The sequence below is a fragment of the Citrobacter sp. Ce104 genome (assembly GCF_030334595.1).
In the GTDB taxonomy this organism is placed as follows: domain Bacteria; phylum Pseudomonadota; class Gammaproteobacteria; order Enterobacterales; family Enterobacteriaceae; genus Citrobacter; species Citrobacter europaeus.
Map to the genome: position 1 here is coordinate 285,011 of NZ_JAOWDP010000064.1, position 25,874 is coordinate 310,884.

The window sequence follows — 25,874 nt, forward strand, 5'->3', positions numbered from 1 at the left end:
CAAGGGTGATTTTAACAATTAAGATACATTTTTATTATATTGCGTCAGCAATCACGGTTTTCACGTCCTGTATCAGGACATAAACCGCCCTTGCAGACGATAGCGGGAACCCGGGAACAGCAAACGGGCATGAGATACAATGGATGACGCAGACCAGGTTTTACGACGGATCAGCAGGCAGGGATCGTGTTCTTTGATATTCAGCAGTACACATTCTTCGGCGCTGGCACGCACCGCTTCAACAATATGTTCACCTTCCGTTAAAGGGGCTATCAGCGACAGGTAAGCGTGCGGCGTGGTCTGGCTGTAATCCTGCGCCAGATACTCCGGCACAATTTCGGCATTCACGCAGCGATCCTCAATCTGCACCGGCAAATCGTTCTCGAAGTGCACCATGACAGAGTGAAAAATGGAGGTGCCTTCTTTGACGTTTAACACCAAAGCCTGCTGCGCGTTTGCCTGGGTTCTTTCCAGCGTCAGCACTTCGCACCGGTGCTGATGCTGACGGGCGTTGATTTCATCCGCGATGCTGCGGATTTCAAACAGCGCGGACTGGCCTTTTGGTTCGGCGACAAACGTCCCCACGCCCTGTAAACGCACCAGTAGACCTTCATCCGTTAACTCACGCAGCGCACGGTTGATGGTCATGCGGCTGAAACCATACTGCGCCACCAGCTCAGCCTCAGACGGAATGCGATCGTGAGGTTGCCAGATACCACCGGCAATTTTTTCGCTGATCTCCTGTTTGACCTTTTCGTAAAAAGGAGCCGGAGCAGAACGGGATGGGAGCATGCGTGAGCCTTCCTTAAGCTGAGAATGTGAGTGGGTACAGTTTACAGGCATTACCCGAACCTGATAAGCGCAACGCCATCAGGTATGTCAGTGCCACCAGTGTGCGATTTGCCAGCCTAATCGCGCCGAAACCCGCGCCGCCCTGCCATCATCGTCAAAGCGTGGATTAAATTCAACCATATCCACCGCCTGTAGTTTACCGCTACGGCACAGGGGCTCAATCAGTCTCAGCAGCGTCGCCAACGGTACGCCAAGCGCGGCGGGGGCCGACACGCCGGGCATTTCCCATACTGGCATCACGTCGAGGTCGATAGTCAGATAGACGACATCCAGGTTGGCGGCAAACTGTGCCAGCTGAGCCTGCGCCGTATCACAATGCAGATCCTCCACTACGGTCACACCGAGTCGCAGGGCTTCATCCCATAGCGCCTGGGTATTTGCCGCCCGGCTGACGCCGATACAGGCATAGTGAAATTCACGCTGCTGTTCGTCGCACAGTTGCGCCAGTTGGCGAAATGGCGTACCGGACGTGGCCTGCCCGGCATGGCGCAAATCGAGATGCGCATCGAAGTTGACTATCCCCACTTTCGCCTGCGGAAACGCATCCAGTACGCCAGCGCCGTGCGCAAAGGCGGTTTCGTGTCCTCCACCCAGAACGAAGGTACGCATGTTCTCCTGCTGACAGCGCTGTACCGCATTGCGTAACGCCTGCTGCGCGCCCTCAAGATCGGGAGCCTGCGCCACAATATTTCCCAGATCCACCAGCCGATGATGCCCATCGTGGCTGGCTAAATTTGCCAGCGCCTTGCGCAGCACATCGGGCGCACCGGCGGCTCCCGTGCGCCCCTGATTACGTTTCACGCCTTCGTCGCAGGCAAACCCGAGCAACGCTATCTGCTCGCGATACATTTCCGGGCTAAACGTCGGGCTCAGGATGATAGTCTGAAACAGGCGCAGCGCATTCGGCGATTCGGCGCGGTCATCACGTCCCTGCCACAGCGCAGGTGAAGCAGGTTGCCAGTTAGTCATGCTATTTGTCCTTTGAATACGCGTTGGTAGAGCGGGTTGCGTCCGGGTTCATACAAGATCTCGACCGGGAGAGTTGCGTCCCACACCACAAAATCGGCCACAAACCCGGCCTTCAATTGACCGTGAGTGGCATGACGCCCCAGTGCCCGGGCCGCATGACGGGTTACGCCCGCCCATGCTTCTTCCGGCGTTAGGCCAAACTGAACACAGGCCATATTCATCGCCCAGTGCAAGCTGATAAACGGACTGGTTCCGGGGTTAAAATCTGTCGCTACCGCCATCGGTACCTGATATTGTCGCAGCAACGCTACCGGTGGGCGCTGCTGCTCTTTGAGGAAATAGAACGCGCCGGGCAGCAGCACGCCGACCGTACCGCTTTGGCTCATCGCCGCCACGCCCGCTTCATCGAGGTATTCAATATGATCGGCGGATAGCCCGTGGTAGCGGCTTACCAATTGCGCACCACCAAGCAATGACAGTTGTTCGACATGACCTTTAATCGGGATGCCCAGCGCCTGCGCAGCCTGAAACACCCGCTCACTCTGCGCCAACGAAAAACCAACGCTTTCACAGAACAGGTCGACGGTCTCGAAAAGCCCTTGTTCCCACAACTGCGGCAAAATGGTCTCGCAAACCAGCGTAATATAGCCGTCAGGGTCATCACGGTATTCCGCTGGAGTCGCATGCGCAGCCAACAGCGTCGGGCTGATTTCAACGATATTCTCTGCCGCCAGCGCCGCCGCCACGCGCAATATTTTCTCTTCTGTCTGTAAATCCAGGCCGTAACCCGATTTTATTTCCAGCAGCGTAACGCCTTCTTCGATCAACTGTTCCATCCGCTGATGGGCTACGTGTAAGAGTTGTTCATCCGTGGCGCTGCGGGTCGCCGACACGGTGGCATTAATCCCCCCGCCCTCGGCGCTTATCTGCTGGTAGGAGACACCGTTTAGCCGTTGCTCCCATTCACCTGCGCGGTTTCCGCCAAAAACCAGATGCGTATGGCAGTCAATCAGGCCAGGCGTAATCAATCTGCCCTGCATATCAAAGGTATTATCATGAGTCAGATATAACGATGACTCCGGGACGATATCGCGAATCTTACCCTGGCGGACGATCAGCGCATGGCCATCCACCAGCCCATACGGGGTGCCTCGTTCAGGATCCATAGTCGCCAGACGAACATTGCGCCAGATAACATCATCAGGGAAGAATTGCTGCATTCGACTCACCACTTGTCATAGGTTGTATAGACATTTATTTTTGATTATAGGGATGTTGTCAACCTGAAGGACCGTAATTGTTATGTATTTGTGATATAAGGACTCTCCGCGCCGGGCTTTGTGGTGATAAAAACAACTTTTTACCTTTTAACCTTCCCGTTTCGCTCAACTTAGTATAAAAAAGCAGGCTTCAATGGATAACTTTTCAAAGCCCGGAGCAACCTGTGAACATATCATCAGTTTCCCGTCTGGCGCTGGCTATGGCTTTTGGCGTGACGCTGACCGCCTGTAGCTCTACGCCGCCCGATCAAATTCCTTCCGATCAGACCGCGCCAGGCACCTCTTCGCGCCCGATCCTGTCGGCCAATGAAGCGAAAAACTTCGTTGCTGCGCACTATTTTTCCGCACTGACGCCAAACACCGCGCCGTGGAGCCCTTCTGCTATTTCTTTGCCTGCGCAGCCTGACTTCGTCGTTGGCCCGGCAGGCACTCAGGGCGTCACCCATACCAGCATTCAGGCTGCGGTTGATGCGGCAATCATCAAACGTACTAACAAACGTCAGTACATCGCGATTATGCCGGGCGAGTATCAGGGTACGGTATACATTCCGGCAGCAACGGGTAGCCTGACGCTGTACGGTATGGGCGAAAAACCGCTGGATGTAAAAATCGGCCAGGCCATTGACGGTGACATGAGCACCGCAGACTGGCGTCGTACGGTGAACCCGGGCGGTAAATACATGCCGGGTAAACCTGCGTGGTATATGTTTGATAATTGCCAGAACAAACGTGGCGCAAATATTGGCGTGATGTGTTCCGCCGTCGTCTGGTCGCAAAATAACGGTCTGCAATTGCAAAACCTGACCATCGAGAACAACCTCGGTGACAGCGTTGATGCGGGCAACCACCCGGCCGTTGCGCTGCGTACCGATGGCGATAAAGTGCAGATTAACAAGGTTAACATCCTGGGCCGCCAGAATACCTTCTTCGTGACCAACAGCGGCGTGCAAAACCGTCTGGAAAACGATCGTCAGCCGCGTACGCTGGTTACCAACAGCTACATTGAAGGCGATGTGGATATTGTGTCCGGTCGCGGTGCAGTGGTGTTCGATAACACCGAATTCCGTGTAGTGAATTCCCGTACCCAGCAGGAAGCCTATGTGTTCGCACCGGCTACCCTGTCAAACATCTACTACGGTTTCCTGGCTATCAATAGCCGCTTCACGGCAAGTGGTGATGGGGTGGCGCAACTGGGCCGCTCGCTGGATGTCGATTCCAACACTAACGGTCAGGTCGTGATTCGTGACAGCGTAATTAACGAAGGCTTTAACATGGCAAAACCATGGGCTGACAGCGTTATCGCAAAACACCCGTTTGCCGGAAATACGGGTGCAGAAGATGATAAAGGTGAAATTCAGCGTAACCTGAACGACACCAACTTCAACCGCATGTGGGAATACAACAACCGCGGTATCGGTAGTAAAGTGGTTGCTGAACCTAAGAAGTAAACGTCATTCTCTTATGTAAACCCGGCAGAATCATGCTCTGCCGGGCAGTATGCCGGATGCTCATCCGGCATTCGACGCAGAATTAATACGCGTTAACCACGACCCACATTGGGCCCTGACCTACTGCATAACGTCCTTTCTCTGTCAGCAGCCCTTGCTCGCCTGCAATCTCGTACACCGCGATATGGTGCGATTTTTGCCCGGCGGCAATCAGGTATTTACCACTGTGGTCGACATTAAAACCGCGCGGCTGAGTTTCGGTAGGCTGGAAACCCTCTTTGGTCAGCACGCTGCCATCTTCAGACACGCTAAAGACCGTAATCAGGCTGGCAGTGCGATCGCAGGCATACAGATGACGCCCATCCGGCGTGATGTGAATATCTGCGGCCCAACGGGTATCAGCGAAATCAGCAGGCATCATATCCAGCGTCTGCACGCACTCGATCTTACCGTACGGATCTTTCAGCTCCCAGACGTCAACGGAGCTGTTCAGTTCATTCACACAGTAGGCATATTGTTTATTCGGATGGAACGCCATATGACGTGGGCCCGCACCTTCAACGGTGTTTACTTCAGCCGGTTCCTGCGCGACCAGATGACCATCATCGCTTACCTCAAACAGGCAGATACGATCCTGCTTCAACGCAGGAACCCACAGAATACGGTTATCCGGAGAGATGTTGGCCGAGTGACAGCCATCCAGACCTTCAACCACGTCAACCAGTTCCACCGGCAGACCATCTTCCAGACGCGTGACGCTCACGCTGCCAGCGTTATAAGAGCCAACGAACACGAAACGTCCCTGATGATCGGTAGAAATATGCGTCGGGCTGCCCGGCAGCGCAGACTCCGCCGTGAAGGTCAGCGCACCGTCATCAGGCGCAATACGGTAAGCCAACACGCGAAACTCCGGGCGCACGCCTACATACAGGTAGCGCTTATCCGGGCTGACGACCATCGGCTGTACCTGACCCGGCACATCAACCACCTGCGTCAGCGTCAGAGAACCATCGTGATTCAGGCTCCAGACGTGGATTTGCTGACTTTCAGGGCTGGCGGTATAAACGGTTTGCTTCATGAATACTCCTTTGCTTTTTGGCAGGTGGCTGCAATTGCCTGACACACGCCTAAGGTAGACGCTTTTAACGGTGAATGCTTAATTAAGGCTCAGAATTTTGTCCGGCTCCCGTCTCGGTGTACCATTCCAGCAGACGAAATTCTCAACCTTAATCTGGAAAAAACTATGACCGCACGCGTGATTGCCCTGGATTTAGACGGTACCCTGTTGACCCCGAAAAAAACCTTGCTGCCATCCTCTCTGGAAGCGCTCTCGCGCGCCAGAGAAGCAGGCTACCAACTTATCATTGTCACAGGTCGCCATCACGTTGCTATTCATCCTTTTTATCAGGCACTGGCGCTGGATACACCTGCAATTTGCTGTAACGGTACCTACTTGTATGATTATCAGGCAAAAAAGGTACTGGATTCCGATCCTCTTCCGGTAGACCAGGCATTACAGCTGATCGAAATGCTGGATGAACATCAGATCCACGGGCTGATGTATGTCGATGAGGCCATGCTGTATGAGCGCCCGACCGGGCATGTAGTACGTACCGCTAACTGGGCGCAAACTCTGCCGCCGGAACAGCGCCCAACCTTCACCCAGGTGCCTTCGCTGGCACAGGCCGCACATGACGTTAACGCCGTCTGGAAATTTGCGCTGACCGACGAAGATATTCCGAAACTGCAGCAGTTTGGTCAGTACGTCGAGCAACAGTTGGGGCTGGAGTGTGAATGGTCCTGGCACGATCAGGTCGACATTGCCCGTAAAGGCAACAGCAAAGGACGACGCCTTACCCAATGGATTGAAGCACAGGGCGGATCAATGGAAAACGTGATTGCCTTTGGTGATAACTTCAACGATATCAGCATGCTGGAAGCCGCAGGCACTGGCGTGGCGATGGGCAATGCGGATGACGCGGTAAAAGCCCGCGCCAACATCGTTATTGGTGACAACACCACCGACAGCATCGCGAAATTTATTTACTCGCACCTGCTGTAATCAGGCGGTAATCGACACGCTCTTAATTTGCGCGTACAGCCACAGGCCAGGTTTGATACCCAGTTCATCCCTGGCCCATGGGCTAATCCTCGCCCACAGCGTCCTGCCGCCCACTTCAAGCTGAACTTCCACCTGGCCGTTATCGTCATAGCACTGCGCGACTTTCGCCCGGAGAACGTTACGAATACTGGTCTGCTGCGGCGGTTGGAGCACCAGTGAAACATCAGATGCCTGAATACGAATACGCAGCGCGGTTTGCAGCGGTTGATCCAGCTTATTGACCCACAAATGCTGATCGCCAAGCGCCAACGCGGTCATCGCGTAGTGTGGATGATGTTCCAGCACGCTGACTTTCAGAATACTGCTTTGCTGTTCCTTAGGCAGCCAGGGATGCATCACGCTGCTGCCCCAGACATCTTCCAGCGAACCAAACGCTTTGACCTGCCCGTTTTCCAGTACCATCACTTTATCCGCCAGGTGCAAGATTTCATCGAGCGAGTGGCTGACGTACAGCATCGGAATATTGATTTCTCGCGCCAGGCGTTGCAGATAAGGCAGCAGTTCGCGCTTACGCGGAATATCCAGCGAGGCTAACGGCTCATCAAGCAGCAACAGTTCCGGAGCGGTAAGCAACGCCCGGCCAATCGCGACGCGCTGCTTTTCGCCACCAGAAAGACCGCCGGGCAGACGGTCAAGCAGCGGCTCAATGCCCAACAGCGTCACCAGCTTGTCAAACTGTCCGGCCATGCTTTTCGCCATTCCGTAACGCAGGTTACCGCGTACTTTATAATGCGGGAACAGGCGCGCATCCTGGAAAACATAGCCCACCCGGCGTTTTTCAGGCGTTAAACAGACACCGTTCTCGACGTCGTTTAAGACTCGACCGTTGAGCACGATACGCCCGGACTGCGGCTGGGTCAGACCGCTGATGGCGTTAATCAGTGAGGTTTTTCCCGCGCCGGAAACACCGAAAATAGCGGTGATCCCGCTGGCTGGCAGCGTTTCGTTGAGCGTCAGGCAATGCGTTCCCAGCGTCTGAGAGAAATTAAGTTCCAGCATGGTTATCGCCCCGTCCGTTCACGGCTAATACGCGCCAGCCATTCAGAGATCAGCAGTGAAATCAGCGCTAACACAATAGAAATAATACATAACCTTGCCGCCGCGCTTTCGCCGCCGGGGGTCTGGATCAAGGTATACATCGCCGAAGGGATAGTGCGGGTTTCGCCAGGAATATTGGAGACAAAGGTAATTGTTGCGCCGAATTCCCCGAGGGAACGCGCAAACGCCAGCACCGTACCGACAATAATGCCGGGTAGCATCAGCGGTAGCGTAATGGTCATAAATACGCGCCAGCGTCCGGCTCCCAGCGTGCGGGCCGCCTGCTCCAGCTTGACGTCAACACCTTCCAACGCCAGACGAATAGCCCTTACCATCAGAGGGAAAGACATCACCGCTGCGGCCAGCACCGCACCGCGCCAGCTAAAGGCAAAGGTGATGCCAAACCAGTCGTACAGCCATTCGCCAATGAATCCGCGCCGCCCCATAGCAATCAACAGCAGATAGCCCACCACCACCGGCGGCAGAACCAGCGGCAAATGCAGAACGCTGTCGAGCAGTGCTTTGCCCGGGAACTTGCATCGCACAAGCAGCCAGGCAAAGAAGATCCCAAACGGCAGGCTAAACAAGACGGCCAGGGAAGAAACTTTCAGGCTCAGTATGACGGCCTGCCATTCAGGATCGGTCAGTATCATTACTTGGTCGTAAATCCATAACGTTTAAAGATTTCAGCAGCCTGCGGTCCTTTCAGGTAATCATAGAACGCGCTAACCGTTGCGTTTTTGTGCCCATCAACAATCGCGATAGGGTATTCCACTTTTTTGTGCGAATCTTCCGGGAAAGTCGCAACGACTTTTACGCCTTTGCTGGCGACGGCATCGGAACCATAGACGATACCCAGCGGCGCTTCGTTACGCTCTACCAGCGCCAGCGCACCGCGCACATCTTCAGCAGGTGCCAGTTTCGGGGCCAGGGTATCCCATGCACCCAGTTTTTGCAGCGCTTCTTTGGCATAAATGCCCGCCGGAACATGTTCCGGATCGCCAACGGCCAGACGTCCACCGTTCAACAGGCTGGTCCAGTTGGTTTTGCTGTCAATAGTGAAGTCTTTCTGTGCACTGGCTTTCGGCGCGACCACCACCAGGCTGTTACCTAACAGCGTTGCACGCGTTGCGGTATCAATCGACTTTTTGTCTACCGCGTAATCCATCCATTTCTGATCGGCAGAAATAAACAGATCGGCCGGTGCGCCTGCTTCAATCTGACGCGCCAGTGTGGATGAAGAGGCAAAAGAGGAGACAACATCAACGTTCTTCTCTTTTTTGTATTGCGTCGCAATGTCCTGCATCGCGTTGGTCAGTGAAGCCGCGGCAAACACCGTAATTTTGCCTTCATCCGCCAGCGCATGCCCGGCAACGGTAAGAGAAAGTGTTGCCCCTGCAAACAAGCGTAACCATGTACGTGCCATCTGTAACTCCTTTGCGTTTCGTTATGTAGGCGCAAATATAACGAGTAAATCAGGATTTTCCCAGAGGTTATTGATACCAATTAGAGGTTAGACAAAGAAAATATCGGCAGGGAAAGCAGGATCTTGAGAAACTGTAGTCAGCGAAAACGGGTTGGCAGGCGAAAAATATAAACGCCCGACTGAGCGGGCGTTTGGGGAATCAATGATTCTGTCTGGACTGGTCTTTCTGACCGATACCGGAGAAAATGTTGAACACTTCACCCAGTCCGTAAATCAGACCCAGAATGATGGCCATTACCACAGGTACCATGATTACGGCGAATACCAGACTTTTCAATAACTCTAACATGGTCAACTCCAGATATAGTCCTTAGCTGTATTCTAACCACATAACGCAGAAAAGCACTCCCCTTTTGTGCGGTCGGCTTTGCTCAGGCGCGGTTTTCCGTCACAATACCCTTTTTTGCCAGGAGCTTGTGATGCAGGCCGAAATCCTTCTTACGCTGAAACTTCAGCAAAAACTGTTTGCCGATCCCCGTCGCATTTCTCTGCTTAAGCACATTGCGCTTTCCGGCTCCATCAGTCAGGGCGCGAAGGATGCAGGTATTAGCTACAAGAGCGCCTGGGATGCGATTAATGAAATGAACCAGCTCAGCGAGCAGACGCTGGTTGAGCGCGCCACAGGCGGCAAAGGCGGCGGCGGCGCGGTGTTAACACGCTACGGCCAACGCTTAATCCAGCTGTACGATTTACTGGCGCAAATCCAACAAAAAGCCTTTGATGTTTTGAGCGATGACGATGCGCTGCCGCTCAATAGCCTGCTGGCGGCTATCTCTCGTTTTTCACTGCAAACCAGCGCCCGTAACCAGTGGTTTGGCACAATAACCGCACGCGACCACGATCAGGTTCAACAGCATGTCGACGTCCTGTTGGCCGATGGCGAAACGCGCCTGAAAGTCGCGATCACTGCGCAAAGCGGCGAGCGTCTGGGCCTGGAGGAAGGCAAAGAAGTGCTGATTCTGCTGAAAGCACCATGGGTAGGAATTACTCAGGACGACGCCATTGCCCAAGCCGCCGATAACCAGTTGCAGGGTACGATCAGCCATATAGAACGCGGAGCGGAACAGTGTGAAGTGCTGATGACGTTACCAGACGGCCAGACGCTGTGCGCCACTGTCCCGGCCCAGGACGCCACAACGCTGCAAGAAGGCGCTAACGTCACCGCATGGTTTAATGCTGACCGGGTGATTATCGCCACACTGTGCTGAGTTAATTGACATCAGCCTGAAGAACACGTATCCCTGTTATCAATCGCTGCAAATAATGGGATGCAAAATGTCATCGTTGCAAATTTCGCAAGGCACGTTTCGTCTTAGCGACACAAAAATGCTCCAGATAGATGCGTTGACGTTAAACGCGGGTGATAGCTGGGCGTTTGTTGGTTCCAACGGTAGCGGGAAATCCGCGCTGGCCCGCGCGCTGGCGGGAGAGTTGCCGCTCCTGAAAGGCGAGCGCCACTGTCAGTTCGCGCGTATTACCCGACTCTCTTTTGAGCAACTCCAAAAGCTGGTCAGCGACGAATGGCAGCGAAACAACACCGACCTTCTTAGCCCCGGCGAAGACGACACCGGGCGCACCACCGCTGAAATCATTCAGGATGAGGTCAACGATCCCGCCCGCTGCGCTGTGCTGGCGCAGCAGTTTGGCATTTCAGCTCTGCTTAACAGACGTTTCAAATACCTTTCGACCGGTGAAACACGTAAAACCCTGCTCTGCCAGGCGTTAATGTCCTCGCCAGATTTACTGATCCTGGATGAACCCTTTGACGGGCTGGACGTGGCGTCCCGTCGGCAGTTAGCAGAACTGCTCGCTGAACTGCACCAGGCCGGTTTAACGCTGGTGATGGTGCTTAATCGTTTTGATGAAATTCCCGAATTCGTGCAGTTTGCTGGCGTACTTGCCGATTGCACGCTGACGGACACCGGCGCAAAAACCGACCTTCTGCAACAAGCATTAATCGCTCAGCTTGCCCATAGCGAGCGGCTGGAAGGCATTCAGTTACCCGAGCCGGATGAGCCTTCGGTGCGGCGCACATTGTCAGAAAACGAGCCGCGAATTGTGCTTAACGATGGCACCGTCTCGTATAACGATCGCCCTATCCTTCATCATCTGAGCTGGCGGGTAAATCCGCGGGAACACTGGCAAATTGTCGGCCCCAACGGTGCGGGAAAATCAACCTTGCTCAGTTTAATCACCGGCGATCATCCCCAGGGTTACAGCAACGACCTGACCCTGTTTGGCCGCCGTCGGGGCAGCGGTGAAACTATCTGGGATATCAAAAAACACATCGGCTACGTCAGCAGCAGCCTGCATCTGGATTACCGGGTAAGTACGACGGTACGCAACGTTATTCTCTCTGGTTATTTTGATTCAATCGGCATTTATCAGGCCGTCTCCGACAGGCAGCACAAGCTGGTACAACAGTGGCTGGAAATCCTGGGCATCGATAAGCGTACCGCGGATGCGCCGTTTCATAGTCTTTCCTGGGGACAGCAGCGGCTGGCATTGATTGTTCGCGCATTAGTTAAACACCCTACGTTGTTGATTCTTGATGAGCCCTTGCAAGGATTAGATCCTCTCAATCGCCAACTGATTCGTCGGTTTGTGGATGTGCTAATCGGTGAAGGTGAAACTCAACTGCTGTTCGTCTCTCATCATGCCGAAGATGCCCCAGCCTGTATTACCCATCGACTGGAGTTTGTCCCCGAGGGCGATATCTACACCTATCGACAAACCTCTCTGCGTTAATTTTCATACCAGGGCGTTGAATACGCCCTTTTTCTGGCCTTTTTTTCAGACAAACGCTGAGAAAACAATCTAACGTAATGATTTAAAATATAATAACCACTACGTACACCTGAAAATGCCAGTGTGTAAACGATTCCACTATTTTATTCCATGTCACACTTTTCGCATCTTTGTTATGCTATGGTTATTGCATACCATAGGCTTAACGGAGCGAATTATGAGAGTATTGGTTACAGGTGGTAGCGGTTACATTGGAAGCCACACTTGCGTGCAGTTGCTGAAAAACGGTCACGAAGTAGTGATCCTGGATAATCTCTGCAACAGCAAGCGTAGCGTTCTGCCCGTCATCGAGCGTTTAGGCGGCAAGCATCCAACTTTCGTGGAAGGAGATATCCGTAACGAGGCGCTGATAACCGAAATTCTGCACGATCATGCCATTGACACGGTCATCCACTTTGCTGGTTTAAAAGCCGTGGGAGAATCCGTTGCCAAGCCGCTGGAGTATTATGACAACAACGTCAACGGCACTCTGCGTCTGGTGAATGCAATGCGCGCCGCCAACGTGAAAAACTTCATTTTCAGCTCCTCCGCGACCGTCTATGGCGATCAACCGCAAATTCCTTATGTTGAAAGCTTCCCCACCGGCACGCCGCAAAGTCCGTACGGCAAAAGTAAGCTGATGGTGGAACAGATCCTCACCGACCTGCAAAAAGCACAGCCCGACTGGAGCATCGCCTTGCTTCGCTACTTTAACCCAGTTGGCGCTCATCCGTCGGGAGATATGGGGGAAGATCCGCAAGGTATTCCAAACAACCTGATGCCATACATCGCACAGGTTGCCGTAGGTCGCCGCGAATCCCTTGCCATATTTGGCAACGACTACCCCACTGAAGATGGCACCGGCGTTCGCGACTACATCCACGTGATGGATCTCGCCGACGGCCACGTTGCCGCCATGGAAAAGCTGGCTGGCAGACAGGGTGTACATATTTACAACCTTGGGGCAGGCATCGGCAGCAGCGTGCTGGACGTGGTCAACGCCTTCAGCAAAGCCTGCGGTAAACCCATTAATTACCATTTCGCTCCGCGCCGTGATGGCGATCTTCCGGCCTACTGGGCTGATGCCAGCAAAGCCGATCGCGAGCTCAACTGGCGCGTGACCCGCACTCTGGATGAAATGGCACAAGACACCTGGCACTGGCAGTCACGCCACCCACAAGGATATTCGGATTAAGGACCAATCATGACGCAATTCAATCCTGTCGATCATCCACATCGTCGTTTTAACCCACTCACCGGGCAGTGGATCCTCGTATCACCGCATCGCGCCAAACGCCCCTGGCAAGGGGCGCAGGAAACCCCGTCTAAGCAGGTACTGCCTGCGCATGACCCGGACTGCTTTCTGTGCGCTGGTAATACGCGCGTTACCGGTGACAAAAACCCGGATTACACCGGGACCTATGTCTTCACCAATGACTTTGCGGCGCTGATGTCCGATACCCCGGACGCGCCGGACAGTCACGATCCGTTGATGCGCTGCCAGAGCGCGCGCGGTACCAGCCGCGTGATTTGCTTCTCACCCGATCACAGCAAAACGCTGCCGGAACTCAGCGTCCCTGCGCTGGCAGAAATCGTAAAAACGTGGCAGGAGCAGACTGAAGACTTAGGCAAAACCTATCCCTGGGTGCAGGTCTTTGAGAATAAAGGCGCAGCGATGGGGTGCTCGAACCCGCACCCACACGGACAAATTTGGGCCAACAGCTTTTTGCCTAACGAAGCCGAACGTGAAGATCGCCTGCAGAAAGCGTACTTCGCCGAACAAGGCGCGCCGATGCTCGTTGATTACGTCCAGCGTGAACTGGCGGACGGCAGCCGTACGGTCGTTGAAACCGAGCACTGGCTGGCAGTTGTACCTTACTGGGCCGCGTGGCCGTTCGAAACGCTGCTGCTGCCGAAAGCGCACGTGCTGCGTATTACTGATTTGACCGATGAACAGCGTACAGACCTGGCGCTGGCGTTGAAAAAACTGACCAGTCGTTACGACAACCTGTTCCAGTGCTCATTCCCCTATTCTATGGGCTGGCACGGCGCACCGTTTAACGGTGAAGAAAACGAACACTGGCAGTTGCACGCACACTTTTACCCGCCGCTGCTGCGTTCTGCGACCGTGCGTAAATTTATGGTCGGTTATGAAATGCTGGCGGAGACCCAGCGTGACCTGACGGCAGAACAAGCGGCTGAGCGACTGCGTGCAGTCAGCGACATCCATTTTCGCGAATCCGGAGTTTAAATAATGAGTCTGAAAGAAAAAACACAATCTCTGTTTGCAGAAACGTTTGGCTACCCTGCCACCCATATTATTCAGGCGCCGGGTCGCGTAAACCTGATCGGCGAACATACCGATTATAACGACGGCTTCGTTCTGCCCTGCGCCATCGACTATCAGACCGTCATCAGCTGTGCGGCGCGCGACGATCGAAAAGTCCGCGTAGTCGCCGCTGATTACGACAATCAGATTGATGAGTTCTCTCTCGATGCGCCGATTATCGCCCATGACACCCAGCAGTGGTCAAACTACGTGCGTGGCGTGGTGAAACATCTACAAAAGCGCAATAATGCTTTTGGCGGCGCGGATCTGGTGATTAGCGGTAACGTCCCGCAGGGTGCGGGTTTAAGCTCTTCCGCCTCGCTGGAAGTCGCTGTTGGTACGGTATTCCAGCAGCTCTATCATCTGCCGCTCGACGGCGCGCAGATTGCCCTGAATGGTCAGGAAGCTGAAAACCAGTTTGTCGGTTGTAACTGCGGCATTATGGATCAGTTGATCTCTGCGCTTGGCAAGAAAGATCATGCGTTGCTGATCGACTGTCGTACGCTGGGCACTAAAGCCGTTTCGATGCCTGAGGGTGTCGCGGTGGTAATCATCAACAGCAACTTTAAACGCACATTGGTCGGCAGCGAATACAACACTCGTCGCGAACAGTGTGAAACCGGCGCGCGTTTCTTCCAGCAACCAGCGCTGCGTGATGTCAGCCTTGAAGCGTTTAACGCCGTCGCCCACGAACTGGATCCGATTGTCGCCAAACGCGTCCGCCACGTCATCACAGAAAATGCGCGTACCGTTGAAGCCGCGCAGGCGCTGGAAAAAGGCGACCTGCTGCGTATGGGCCAACTGATGGCGGAATCTCACGCCTCAATGCGCGATGACTTTGAAATTACCGTGCCGCAAATTGATACGCTGGTAGAGATTGTCAAAGCGACCATCGGCGATAAAGGCGGTGTACGTATGACTGGCGGCGGCTTCGGCGGCTGCATCGTGGCGCTGATCCCGCAAGATTTGGTACCTGCCGTTCAGCAGGCTGTCGCCGAGCAGTACGAAGCAAAAACCGGTATCAAAGAAACATTCTACGTCTGCAAACCTTCTCAAGGAGCCGGACAATGTTAAACGAAATCCCTGTGCAGGCTCCGGACGGTCAGCCGTTTCGCCTGCTCACCCTGCGCAATGACGCAGGGATGGTGGTCACGCTCATGGACTGGGGCGCAACCCTGCTCTCTGCGCGTATTCCGCTTAGCGATGGTAGCGTGCGCGAAGCCATACTCGGGTGCGCCAGCCCGGAACAATACCCGGAACAGGCTGCATTTTTGGGGGCCTCGATTGGTCGCTACGCTAACCGTATCGCCAACAGTCGTTATACCTTTGCCGGCGAAACCGTCGAATTAATACCAAGTCAGGGCGACAACCAACTGCACGGCGGGCCGGATGGTTTCGACAAACGCCGCTGGCAGATAGTCAATCAGAATGACCGTCAGGTACTGTTCGCCTTAACGTCTGATGATGGCGATCAGGGCTTCCCTGGCCATCTATGCGCTACCGCGCAGTATCGCCTGACTGACGATAATCGTATTTCGATAACCTACCGCGCCACGGTCGATAAGCCCTGCCCGGTAAATCTGACAAATCACGTCTACTTTAATCTCGACGGCGATAAAACGGATGTGCGCCAGCATAAGTTGCAAATTCTGGCGGACGAGTACTTACCGGTGGACGAAATGGGCATCCCGCATGACGGGCTGAAATCCGTCGCCGGTAGCACTTTCGATTTCCGCACGCCTAAAATCATCAGCAGTGAATTTCTGGCCGATGACGATCAGCGCAAGGTGAAAGGTTACGATCATGCCTTCCTGCTTCAGGCTCAGGGCAATGCACGTACACCGGTCGCTCAGCTATGGTCACAGGATGAAAAACTGCAAATGGTGGTCTACACCTCGGCCCCGGCATTGCAGTTTTACTCCGGCAACTTCCTCGGCGGTACGCCATCTCGTGGGCCAGACGCCTACGAAGACTGGCAAGGTCTGGCGCTGGAAAGTGAGTTTCTGCCTGACAGCCCGAACCATCCAGAGTGGCCGCAGCCGGACTGCTTCCTGCGTCCGGGGGACGAGTATGCCAGCGTAACGGAATATCAGTTTATTCCCGTCTGAGCCTTCCCCGTCACAGGCCCGATGACGTAACGTATCGGGCCTGTTGCCTGTTTATCACAACAGACCCGCTCAAATCCCCACCACTCAAAGACAAAATCGCAACCTTGAATTCACAAGAACCTTACACTGTGGCGCTATTTTCGCTATGGTTATGCGTAAGCATTGCCGCTGACGAATTACGGCAATATAATGAGAATTATTATCATTCAATATGATTTATAGGAGTGAGTGTATGGCTGTAACTAAGCTGGTTCTGGTACGTCACGGTGAAAGTCAGTGGAACAACGAGAACCGTTTTACCGGTTGGTATGACGTTGATCTGTCCGAGAAAGGTGTAGGCGAAGCAAAAGCGGCAGGTAAACTGCTGAAAGAGGAAGGCTACAGCTTCGATTTTGCTTATACCTCTGTGCTGAAACGTGCCATCCACACCCTGTGGAACGTACTGGACGAACTGGATCAGGCGTGGCTGCCGGTTGAGAAATCCTGGAAACTGAATGAACGTCATTACGGCGCGCTGCAGGGTCTGAACAAAGCGGAAACCGCAGAAAAATACGGTGATGAGCAGGTTAAGCAATGGCGTCGCGGCTTTGCGGTTACCCCGCCAGAACTGACCAAAGACGACGAGCGTTATCCGGGTCACGATCCGCGTTATGCGAAGCTGACCGACAAAGAGTTACCGGTTACCGAAAGCCTGGCGCTGACCATCGATCGTGTTATCCCTTACTGGAATGAAACCATTCTGCCGCGCATGAAAAGCGGTGAGCGTGTGATTATTGCCGCTCACGGCAACTCTCTGCGTGCGCTGGTGAAATATCTGGATAACATGGGTGAAGATGAGATCCTTGAACTGAACATCCCGACCGGCGTACCGCTGGTGTATGAGTTCGACGAAAACTTCAAGCCGATCAAACACTACTATCTGGGTAACGCTGACGAGATCGCAGCAAAAGCCGCCGCCGTGGCGAACCAGGGTAAAGCGAAGTAATTTCTTCGCAGAATACAAAAAGCGCGGATTATCCGCGCTTTTTTTTGCCTATGAGAGAGGCATTAAAACTTAACCGCGGCGCGCTTTTACCGCATCCGCCAGTTGGCGCAGCACCGCATCGGTATCTTCCCAACCAATGCAGGCGTCGGTGATGCTCTTACCGTAGGTCAGCGGTTCGCCGCTATCCGGGTTCTGGTTGCCTTCTACCAGATGGCTTTCAATCATCACGCCAATAATCGCTTTTTCGCCACCGGCGACTTGCCCACAAACATCTTTCGCAACATCCATCTGCTTTTTGAACTGCTTGCTGGAGTTGGCATGGCTAAAGTCGATCATCACTTGCGCTGAGAGTCCTGCCTTGATCAGACCTTCTTTCACCTCGGCAACATGCTGAGCGCTGTAGTTCGGCTCTTTGCCGCCGCGCAGAATGATATGGCAATCGCCATTGCCACTGGTATTCACGATCGCCGAATGACCCCATTTGGTCACCGACAGGAAGCAGTGTGGCGCTCCTGCGGCGTTGATTGCATCAATCGCCACTTTGATGGTGCCATCGGTACCGTTTTTAAAACCAACCGGGCAAGACAGACCAGATGCCAGTTCGCGGTGCACCTGAGATTCAGTAGTTCGTGCCCCAATCGCGCCCCAACTCATCAGGTCGGCGAGGTATTGCGGGGTGATCATATCGAGGAATTCACCCGCAGCCGGCAATCCGCTGTCGTTGATATCCAGCAGCAGTTTACGCGCAATGCGCAGCCCATCGTTGATCTGGAAGCTGTTGTCCATGTGCGGATCGTTGATAAGCCCTTTCCAGCCAACGGTAGTACGTGGCTTTTCAAAATAGACGCGCATGACAATTTCAAGCTCGCCTTTTAACTCTTCGCGCAGCGCCAGCAGGCGAGCGGCATACTCTTTGGCAGCGGCCGGATCATGAATTGAACACGGTCCAATCACCACCAGCAGGCGATCGTCGCTTCCTTTCAGAATTTTATGAATCGCCTTACGGGCATGAGCCACCGTATTTGCGGCATTTTCAGTAGCGGGGAATTTTTCCAGCAGTGCGACTGGCGGTAATAACTCGTTGATCTCTTTGATGCGTAAATCGTCGTTCTGATAATTCATGATTATTCCAGCGTTGCCATACTTATATAAATGAATGCAATCCCTCCAATCTATATCTTCAGTCATAAAGTGTAAACGGGGTTTTACACTTTGGACGGATTAATCCTGGAATTGGCCAAAAAAACGCAATAAAGTAGCGAAAAACGAGATCCAATCTACAATTTATAACTGTAACAGCTTTAATTTTCATAATTTTCAAGATTCTATGCTGGTTTTAATTTCAACAGCAAAACTATTAACCACATATTGATGATGTATCTGCCACATGCACTGTTGGAAGACGTTATCCGACATATCGACCTTAACAGGAGCATATTATGCATATGACAAAGCTCGCTTCACTCTTTCTTACCGCTACACTCAGCCTCGCCAGCGGCGCGGCGCTGGCTGCGGACACCAACGCTCAGTCCAATAACGGCCAGGCAAATTCCTCGGCTGACGCCGGACAAGTCGCCCCTGACGCCCGCGAAAACGTAGCGCCAAATAATGTCGACAACAGTAACGTGAATTCAGGTGGCACAATGCTTCACCCGGACGGTTCGTCAATGAACCATGAGGGGATGACCAAAGACGAGGTGCACAAAAATACCATGTGTAAAGACGGCCGCTGCCCCGATGTGAATAAGAAGGTTGAGACCGGAAACGGCATCAATAATGATGTTGATACCAAAACTGACGGCACCACGCAGTAACGCTGAAAATAAAGCTAATAACGGGAGAGCAATAGCTCTCCTTTTTAATTTTATCATCCCAAAAACGGTATGATGGCATACAGTAAAGATGAGAATAACAAAGGGATGGCATAATGGCGCACGCACATACTCATACTTCCTCTGAGCAACCGAAGGACAATAATGCCCGCCGACTGATGTTCGCATTTTGCATTACAGCCGGATTTATGTTGGTTGAAGTGGTGGGGGGAATACTCTCCGGCTCGCTGGCCTTGCTGGCCGACGCCGGGCATATGCTCACGGATGCCGCAGCGCTCCTTTTCGCGTTGCTGGCGGTCCAGTTTTCCCGCCGCCCACCCACAATCCGCCACACCTTCGGTTGGCTGAGGCTCACGACGCTGGCTGCATTTGTTAATGCCATCGCATTGGTCGTTATCACCATTTTAATCGTCTGGGAGGCGGTTGAACGCTTCCAGACGCCTCGCCCTGTGGCTGGCGGCATGATGATGGTTATAGCTGTCGCAGGCCTACTGGCCAACGTGCTCGCTTTTTGGGTTTTACATCGCGGCAGTGAAGAGAAAAACCTGAACGTCCGCGCCGCAGCGCTGCATGTGATGGGCGATTTACTCGGTTCTGTTGGGGCAATTATCGCGGCACTGATTATCATCTGGACGGGCTGGACGCCTGCGGATCCGATCCTGTCGATCCTGGTTTCCGTGCTGGTGCTGCGCAGTGCCTGGCGATTATTAAAAGATAGTGTTAATGAATTACTGGAAGGCGCCCCGCTGGCGCTGGATATCGCCGCACTACAGCGCCATCTCAGCCGGGACATCCCTGAAGTGCGCAACGTACACCATGTCCATGTCTGGATGGTGGGTGAAAAACCGGTGATGACGCTGCATGTGCAGGTGATCCCGCCGCACGATCACGATGCGCTGCTGGAGCGTATTCAACATTTCCTTATCCATCACTACCAGATTGAGCATGCGACGATCCAGATGGAGTATCAGCCGTGCAATGGGCCGGACTGCCACCTGTATCAGGGCGTGTCCGGCCATTCACATCACCACCATTAATGGGACAGCGCGTGGGAACCCCGCTCACGCGCGCTATTAATCCACATCCTGCTACCGTTCAGGGCGATAACCGTCAGGATCACATATTCCAGCGACATGGCATATACGCCTTGCAGGGCAAATATCACCACGCTGATGACGTTAATGATCACCCACAGCAGCCAGTTTTCAACGTATTTACGCGTCATCAGGATCATCGCCGCAATCGACAGCACCATCATGCAGGAGTCCCAGAACGGGAATGCATCGGGTTGCAGTTCAGGCACAACAACCTGTAATCCCAATGCCTGCATGATGTTCACCGCGATACGGGTCAGGAACGCAAAGACCGGATCGATATAGACCGACATCAGGCCAATCGCCACCACGCAAGCCGCCAGCCAGCCGATCGCTTTTGGTAACGGCAGCCAGCGAATTTTCAGTTCCGCTTCATGCTGGTTGGTTTGCCGGGACCAGGCATACCAGCCGTAGATGTTGGCGGCAAAGAAGAAAACTTGCAGCAACAGGCTGGCATAGAGTTGGATCTGAAAGAAGATAATCGCAAACAACGTGACGTTTATCAGACCAAAGAAGTAATTGCTGATTTTCTCAAGACTTGCGAGGCCAATACACAGCAACCCGGCGATAGTCCCCACGGCTTCGATCCATGACAGATCGTAACCGCCCGCGCCAATCGGAATATGTACCAGAATGTTCTGCGTGCTAAAAAAGTCCATCTTTACCCCCAGAGCAAAAAAATAAATAATTAAGCTCGAAGTGTAGCCGCAAATTCCAACATACGGTTTAACGGCAACAACGCCCCTTCTCGCAGTGCGGCATCAACATGTATCTCATGAGCCGCACCACCCTCCTCCAGGCCCTCAGCAATCGCCTTGAGGCCGTTCATCGCCATCCACGGACAATGCGCGCAGCTGCGACAAGTTGCCCCCTCACCGGCCGTCGGAGCTTCAAGTAGCTCTTTATCCGGAACGGCTTGCTGCATTTTGTAAAAAATGCCCCGGTCAGTCGCCACAATCAGCTGCTTGTGCGGTAACGATTTTGCTGCATTAATTAGCTGGCTGGTTGAGCCAACCGCATCAGCCATATCTACGATAGACTGAGGAGACTCCGGGTGCACCAGCACAGCGGCATCAGGGTAAAGCCCTTTCATGCGTGTTAAAGCCTGGGTTTTAAACTCATCGTGGACGATACAAGCTCCCTGCCAACAAAGAACGTCTGCACCGGTCTGTTTTTGCACGTAGTTGCCCAGATGCCTGTCCGGGGCCCAGATGATTTTTTGACCTAAACTATCAAGATGCTCAATAAGTTCTACTGCGATACTGGAAGTGACAACCCAGTCCGCACGTGCTTTAACGGCGGCTGAGGTATTAGCGTAAACCACCACGGTACGATCCGGATGCGCGTCGCAAAATGCGCTGAACGCGTCAATCGGACAGCCCAGATCTAATGAACATTCCGCCTGTAAGGTCGGCATCAGGATAGTCTTTTCCGGGCTGAGAATTTTGGCGGTTTCTCCCATAAACCTCACGCCGGCAACCAGCAGCGTAGAGGCAGAATGTTTTGCACCAAACCGCGCCATCTCCAGAGAATCGGAGATACAGCCACCGGTCTCTTCTGCCAACTGCTGAATTTCAGGATCGGTGTAATAGTGCGCGACCATAACGGCATCACGCTCTTTCAGCAGGCGCTTGATTTTTTCACGATAAAATTGCTTTTCATCCACACTCAGCGGCGCTGGTTTCGGCGGAAACGGATAAATTGCTGCTTCTGGATCAAACATCACGCTCATCTTGCTTTCTCGTTTTACTGGCTTAACGAAATAACCGATTAAAAGCGTGACGCACGCCATATTCGGTTTGATTTGTTTTATATGCTAAACAAGATAGCGGATTGGCGCAGAAAAGTCACAATAATTGCGTATGAGGAATGCCGGATGGCGACTGACGTCTTATCCGGCCTACATTTGGCACCCGTAGGCCTGATGAGCGAAGCGCATCAGGCAAGCAGGTTCGAATCTTATAAATCGCAGATAGCAAAAAGGCGCCTTTAGGGCGCCTTTTTACACTGGTGGGGCGTGCAGGATTCGAACCTGCGACCAATTGATTAAAAGTCAACTGCTCTACCAACTGAGCTAACGCCCCCATATGGGGTGTACTACTTCAATTATTCAGGATGGTGGGTCGTGCAGGATGACTCGGCTTCGCCTCGCCCTACGGGCCGTTGCTTACGCAACGTTATCCTTCACGGTTTACTATTGCTTTCACCAGAAACATTGGTGGGTCGTGCAGGATTCGAACCTGCGACCAATTGATTAAAAGTCAACTGCTCTACCAACTGAGCTAACGACCCGCTCGGATGTAACCTGAAAAATTTTTACTCGGAACCACCAAAATAGTGGTGGGGCGTGCAGGATGACTCGACTTCGTCTCGCCCTAACGGGCCGTTGCTAAAGCAACGTTATCCTTCACGTTTAACATCTGAGTACGATGTTAAAGTTGGTGGGGCGTGCAGGATTCGAACCTGCGACCAATTGATTAAAAGTCAACTGCTCTACCAACTGAGCTAACGCCCCGAGTGGTGGGTGATGACGGGATCGAACCGCCGACCCCCTCCTTGTAAGGGAGGTGCTCTCCCAGCTGAGCTAATCACCCGATACTACGCTGGATACTGCATTAAGTGGTGGGTCGTGCAGGATTCGAACCTGCGACCAATTGATTAAAAGTCAACTGCTCTACCAACTGAGCTAACGACCCACTTTTTTCGCCGCTTTCGGGCTGTTTGATATCCCTTGGCAACGGCGGCATATATTACTGATTTCAGATTTTAGCGCAACAAAAATTTCGATGTAAATAACTCAACTGCTTAGGAATCACACGACACGACCAGAAATAACACGATTTCTGGTCGCATGGTGGTCATTACATCGCGCCAAGGCGTTTTTGCGCTTGTTTCGCGCCATCAGTGCCAGGATATTTAGTGATAACCTGCTGATAAACCGCTTTAGCTTTTGCTGTGTCACCTTTGTCCTGCATGATAACGCCGACTTTATACATCGCGTCTGCAGCCTTAGGTGATTTTGGGAAGTTTTTAACTACCGAAGCAAAATAGAACGCAGCATCATCCTTTTTACCCTTGTTGTAATTCAACTGACCCAGCCAGTAATTCGCATTTGGCAGGTAAGTAGAGTCCGGGTACTTTTTGATGAAGTTCTGAAATGCTTCAATCGCGTCATCCTGGCGGGATTTATCCTGTACCAGGGCAATTGCTGCATTGTAATCGGTATTCGCATCGCCAGTTTGCACGGGAGCCCCTGACGTTGCCGCAGCTCCCGCATCAGGTGTAGGAGTTACCGCCCCACTCTGATCGCCACTCGTAGACTGTGCCGCAGGCGCACTACCGCTGCCAAGATTATTCATCTGCAGCAATATTTGCTTCTGGCGCTCAACAACCTGATTCAGTTGATACTGATTTTCCTGAATTTGACCACGCAGGGAATCAATATCGGACTGATTATCGGAGAGTTGTTGCTGGAGTTGGGTTAAAAGCTGACTGTGAGCGTTAGAAATACGCTCGAGTTGAGTGACACGGTCTTCGACCGAGCCAGAGCCGACACTACTGATTGGCGCCTGTGCAAAAGCGGCCCAGGGGGCCGCTATGCCAACCAGTAACGACAGACTCAACAGATGATGTCTGAAGTTACTGCTCATGCAATTCTCTTAGTAAACCAGTACGGCGCGACGGTTTTTGGCGTAAGCCGCTTCGTCATGACCCAGTACTGCAGGTTTTTCTTTACCGTAAGAAACGATGGAGATCTGGTCAGCAGAAACGCCTTTACCCTGCAGGTACATCTTAACGGCGTTCGCACGACGCTCACCCAGGGAGATGTTGTACTCAGGCGTACCACGTTCGTCCGCATGACCTTCTACGGTGACTTTGTAAGACGGGTTGCTACGCAGGAAGTTAGCGTGAGCATCCAGCATTGCAGCGAAGTCAGAACGGATATCGTACTTGTCCAGATCGAAGTAAACGATGTTGTTCTGCTGCAGCTGTTGCATCTGAAGACGCGCTTGCTCTTCAGAAGACATGTTGCCGCTGCCGTTTGCATCCATACCAGTGCCGGCACCCAGCATGCCTTCGCTGCCGTCATTGCTGGCGTTCTTGTTAGAAGAACACGCTGCAATAGCCATAACAGGCAGAGCAATCATCAGCCCTTTCAGCACTTTGTTCAGTTGCATTTCAATGATTCCTTTATTAATCAATTATTTATTATCACAGATACGGCGACCAGGCAGGGAATTTAACCTGACCATCAGTTGCCGGAAGACGCGCTTTGAAACGCCCATCTGTAGAAACCAAATTCAGCACGGATCCCATCCCCTGAGAAGAGCTGTAGATTACCATAGTGCCGTTAGGTGCCAGACTTGGCGTTTCATCCAGGAACGTTGACGACAGGACTTGTACGCCACCCGCTACCAGATCTTGTTTGGCAATGTGCTGCTGACCATTGGCAGAGCTTACCATTACCATAAACTTACCGTCGCTGCTCACATCTGCATCCTGGTTTTGCGAACCTTCCCAGGTAATACGCTGCGGAGCACCGCCGTTGACGTTAACTTTATATACCTGCGGACGACCGGCCTGGTCAGAGGTAAAGGCCAGGTTTTGGCTGTCCGGGAACCAGGTAGGTTCCGTGTTGTTACTACGACCATCCGTAACCTGACGGATCTGACCGGAACCAATGTCCATAACATACAGGTTCAGGCTACCGGTTTTAGACAGGGCAAACGCCAGTTTGCTGCCATCCGGAGAAAACGCAGGTGCACCGTTGTGACGTGGGAACGACGCTACCTGACGAACCGCGCCATTAGACAACGTCTGAATAACCAGTGCAGAACGACCGCTTTCGAAAGTGACGTATGCCAGTTTTGAACCGTCCGGAGACCACGCCGGTGACATCAGCGGCTGCGGAGAACGGTGTACCACGAACTGGTTGTAACCATCGTAGTCAGACACACGTAATTCGTACGGGAACTGACCGCCGTTAGTCTGAACAACATAAGCGATACGGGTACGGAATGCACCTTTAATACCGGTCAGTTTTTCAAACACTTCGTCACTGGCAGTATGGCCCGCATAACGCAGCCACTGCTTGTTCACTTTATAAGTATTCTGCGCCAGTACGGTACCCGGCGCGCCACCGGTATCTACCAGTTGATAAGCGACGCTGTAGGAACCATCCGGATTCGGTGTAACCTGACCGACGACCACGGCATCAATACCCAGCGCAGACCATGCGGCAGGTTGAACTTCCTGCGCGGTACCCGGCTGCTGAGGCAGACGAGAGCGGTCTAACGGATTAAATTTACCGCTGTTACGCAGGTCAGCGCCTACGATGCCACCGATATCTTCAGGTGCAGCACCCGGCCCTGCCCACTGGAAGGGGACAACACCAATCGGGCGTGCCGAGTCCACCCCCTGGGTGATCTCGATACGTACTTCTGCGTGCAGCACCGCTGCCCACAGCATCAGAAAACCAAATGCTACTCGTAATGCCTGCTTCATCATATCTCCCTTATCTGGACGGAAAGCCCACGATAATTT

At 53.1% G+C, this 25,874-nt stretch carries 25 protein-coding genes and 5 tRNA genes; 11 read left to right on the top strand and 19 right to left on the bottom strand.

Annotated elements, in window-relative coordinates; all coding sequences use genetic code 11:
• Positions 1–72: 72 nt before the first annotated feature.
• The 3 genes from OGW16_RS12020 to hutI form a co-directional block, all read right to left on the bottom strand.
• Positions 73–792, bottom strand: coding sequence for a histidine utilization repressor (locus OGW16_RS12020; protein WP_047412517.1), 720 nt, complete (start codon positions 790–792; stop codon positions 73–75).
• Positions 793–879: 87 nt separating this feature from the next.
• Complete coding sequence (hutG, locus tag OGW16_RS12025) at positions 880–1,821, bottom strand: formimidoylglutamase (protein ID WP_286518484.1); 942 nt, start codon at positions 1,819–1,821, stop codon at positions 880–882.
• Positions 1,818–3,041, bottom strand: a complete 1,224-nt coding sequence (hutI, locus tag OGW16_RS12030; protein WP_286518485.1) for an imidazolonepropionase — start codon at positions 3,039–3,041, stop codon at positions 1,818–1,820. Before hutI ends, hutG begins: the two co-directional genes overlap by 4 nt.
• A 224-nt stretch (positions 3,042–3,265) precedes the next feature.
• Here hutI and OGW16_RS12035 point away from each other — a divergent pair, with 224 nt between their 5' ends.
• Positions 3,266–4,549 carry a putative acyl-CoA thioester hydrolase gene (locus OGW16_RS12035; protein WP_043015660.1) on the top strand — a complete coding sequence of 428 codons (1,284 nt, stop codon included), beginning with the start codon at positions 3,266–3,268 and terminating at the stop codon, positions 4,547–4,549.
• 82 nt (positions 4,550–4,631) lie between these two features.
• Here OGW16_RS12035 and pgl read toward each other — a convergent pair whose 3' ends face one another.
• A complete protein-coding gene (gene pgl, locus OGW16_RS12040; protein WP_087051531.1) occupies positions 4,632–5,627 on the bottom strand; it encodes a 6-phosphogluconolactonase in 996 nt (331 codons plus the stop codon).
• A 165-nt stretch (positions 5,628–5,792) separates the two neighbouring features.
• Between pgl and OGW16_RS12045 the strand changes: the two genes are divergently transcribed.
• Positions 5,793–6,611 (top strand): pyridoxal phosphatase, encoded by an 819-nt coding sequence (locus OGW16_RS12045; protein WP_043015658.1) that lies wholly within the window; start codon positions 5,793–5,795, stop codon positions 6,609–6,611.
• Here OGW16_RS12045 and modC read toward each other — a convergent pair whose 3' ends face one another.
• The 4 genes from modC to OGW16_RS12065 all read right to left on the bottom strand — a co-directional run bounded on the left by modC (position 6,612) and on the right by OGW16_RS12065 (position 9,484).
• Entirely contained in the window at positions 6,612–7,670 is a 1,059-nt protein-coding gene (gene modC, locus OGW16_RS12050; RefSeq protein ID WP_047412530.1) for a molybdenum ABC transporter ATP-binding protein ModC, read from the bottom strand. It lies immediately after the preceding gene.
• A 2-nt stretch (positions 7,671–7,672) separates the two neighbouring features.
• Positions 7,673–8,362: a molybdate ABC transporter permease subunit gene (gene modB, locus OGW16_RS12055; protein WP_032942750.1), complete on the bottom strand. Its 690-nt coding sequence runs from the start codon at positions 8,360–8,362 to the stop codon at positions 7,673–7,675.
• Positions 8,362–9,135 carry a molybdate ABC transporter substrate-binding protein gene (gene modA / locus OGW16_RS12060; RefSeq protein ID WP_032942749.1) on the bottom strand — a complete coding sequence of 258 codons (774 nt, stop codon included), beginning with the start codon at positions 9,133–9,135 and terminating at the stop codon, positions 8,362–8,364. The genes modB and modA overlap by 1 nt, the downstream gene beginning before the upstream one ends.
• 199 nt (positions 9,136–9,334) lie before the next feature.
• Positions 9,335–9,484, bottom strand: a complete 150-nt coding sequence (locus tag OGW16_RS12065) for an AcrZ family multidrug efflux pump-associated protein (protein WP_003023026.1) — start codon at positions 9,482–9,484, stop codon at positions 9,335–9,337.
• Between the two features lie 130 nt (positions 9,485–9,614).
• On the opposite strand from OGW16_RS12065, the gene modE reads away from it, so the two are divergent.
• The 7 genes from modE (at position 9,615) to gpmA (ending at position 17,404) form a co-directional block, all read left to right on the top strand.
• Positions 9,615–10,403 (top strand): molybdenum-dependent transcriptional regulator, encoded by a 789-nt coding sequence (gene modE, locus OGW16_RS12070; RefSeq protein WP_043015656.1) that lies wholly within the window; start codon positions 9,615–9,617, stop codon positions 10,401–10,403.
• Positions 10,404–10,470: 67 nt separating this feature from the next.
• Positions 10,471–11,943, top strand: coding sequence for a molybdate ABC transporter ATP-binding protein ModF (modF, locus tag OGW16_RS12075; protein ID WP_286518486.1), 1,473 nt, complete (start codon positions 10,471–10,473; stop codon positions 11,941–11,943).
• Between the two features lie 217 nt (positions 11,944–12,160).
• A complete protein-coding gene (galE, locus tag OGW16_RS12080; RefSeq protein WP_047412537.1) occupies positions 12,161–13,177 on the top strand; it encodes a UDP-glucose 4-epimerase GalE in 1,017 nt (338 codons plus the stop codon).
• Positions 13,178–13,186: 9 nt separating this feature from the next.
• On the top strand, positions 13,187–14,233 hold the full coding sequence (gene galT / locus OGW16_RS12085) for a galactose-1-phosphate uridylyltransferase (RefSeq protein ID WP_200007503.1): 1,047 nt from the start codon (positions 13,187–13,189) through the stop codon (positions 14,231–14,233).
• A 3-nt stretch (positions 14,234–14,236) separates the two neighbouring features.
• Entirely contained in the window at positions 14,237–15,385 is a 1,149-nt protein-coding gene (gene galK, locus OGW16_RS12090; RefSeq protein ID WP_043015652.1) for a galactokinase, read from the top strand.
• Positions 15,379–16,419, top strand: a complete 1,041-nt coding sequence (galM, locus tag OGW16_RS12095; protein WP_080625534.1) for a galactose-1-epimerase — start codon at positions 15,379–15,381, stop codon at positions 16,417–16,419. Before galK ends, galM begins: the two co-directional genes overlap by 7 nt.
• A gap of 232 nt (positions 16,420–16,651) precedes the next feature.
• A complete protein-coding gene (gpmA, locus tag OGW16_RS12100; protein ID WP_003022999.1) occupies positions 16,652–17,404 on the top strand; it encodes a 2,3-diphosphoglycerate-dependent phosphoglycerate mutase in 753 nt (250 codons plus the stop codon).
• Between the two features lie 69 nt (positions 17,405–17,473).
• Here gpmA and aroG read toward each other — a convergent pair whose 3' ends face one another.
• Positions 17,474–18,526 carry a 3-deoxy-7-phosphoheptulonate synthase AroG gene (aroG, locus tag OGW16_RS12105; protein ID WP_047412543.1) on the bottom strand — a complete coding sequence of 351 codons (1,053 nt, stop codon included), beginning with the start codon at positions 18,524–18,526 and terminating at the stop codon, positions 17,474–17,476.
• Positions 18,527–18,843: 317 nt separating this feature from the next.
• Between aroG and OGW16_RS12110 the strand changes: the two genes are divergently transcribed.
• Together OGW16_RS12110 and zitB are read left to right on the top strand one after the other, a co-directional pair.
• Positions 18,844–19,218 carry a YbgS-like family protein gene (locus tag OGW16_RS12110; protein WP_043015649.1) on the top strand — a complete coding sequence of 125 codons (375 nt, stop codon included), beginning with the start codon at positions 18,844–18,846 and terminating at the stop codon, positions 19,216–19,218.
• A 113-nt stretch (positions 19,219–19,331) separates the two neighbouring features.
• A complete protein-coding gene (gene zitB, locus OGW16_RS12115) occupies positions 19,332–20,273 on the top strand; it encodes a CDF family zinc transporter ZitB (RefSeq protein ID WP_043015648.1) in 942 nt (313 codons plus the stop codon).
• Here the strand turns inward: zitB and pnuC are convergent.
• From pnuC to tolB, 10 genes are all read right to left on the bottom strand, one after another.
• Positions 20,270–20,989 (bottom strand): nicotinamide riboside transporter PnuC, encoded by a 720-nt coding sequence (gene pnuC / locus OGW16_RS12120; RefSeq protein ID WP_003831446.1) that lies wholly within the window; start codon positions 20,987–20,989, stop codon positions 20,270–20,272. The two genes, zitB and pnuC, sit on opposite strands and share 4 nt — an antisense overlap.
• Positions 20,990–21,018: 29 nt before the next feature.
• Positions 21,019–22,062, bottom strand: coding sequence for a quinolinate synthase NadA (gene nadA / locus OGW16_RS12125; RefSeq protein WP_043015647.1), 1,044 nt, complete (start codon positions 22,060–22,062; stop codon positions 21,019–21,021).
• A gap of 276 nt (positions 22,063–22,338) precedes the next feature.
• Positions 22,339–22,414, bottom strand: a tRNA-Lys gene (locus tag OGW16_RS12130).
• Positions 22,415–22,546: 132 nt separating this feature from the next.
• Positions 22,547–22,622 (bottom strand) — tRNA-Lys (locus tag OGW16_RS12135).
• A 147-nt stretch (positions 22,623–22,769) separates the two neighbouring features.
• Positions 22,770–22,845, bottom strand: a tRNA-Lys gene (locus OGW16_RS12140).
• 3 nt (positions 22,846–22,848) lie between these two features.
• Positions 22,849–22,924, bottom strand: a tRNA-Val gene (locus OGW16_RS12145).
• 26 nt (positions 22,925–22,950) lie between these two features.
• Positions 22,951–23,026 (bottom strand) — tRNA-Lys (locus tag OGW16_RS12150).
• Positions 23,027–23,191: 165 nt separating this feature from the next.
• Positions 23,192–23,980: a cell division protein CpoB gene (cpoB, locus tag OGW16_RS12155; RefSeq protein WP_043015646.1), complete on the bottom strand. Its 789-nt coding sequence runs from the start codon at positions 23,978–23,980 to the stop codon at positions 23,192–23,194.
• A gap of 9 nt (positions 23,981–23,989) precedes the next feature.
• A complete protein-coding gene (pal, locus tag OGW16_RS12160) occupies positions 23,990–24,508 on the bottom strand; it encodes a peptidoglycan-associated lipoprotein Pal (protein ID WP_003022983.1) in 519 nt (172 codons plus the stop codon).
• A 34-nt stretch (positions 24,509–24,542) separates the two neighbouring features.
• Positions 24,543–25,835, bottom strand: coding sequence for a Tol-Pal system beta propeller repeat protein TolB (tolB, locus tag OGW16_RS12165; RefSeq protein ID WP_003022981.1), 1,293 nt, complete (start codon positions 25,833–25,835; stop codon positions 24,543–24,545).
• Positions 25,836–25,874 lie beyond the last annotated feature (39 nt).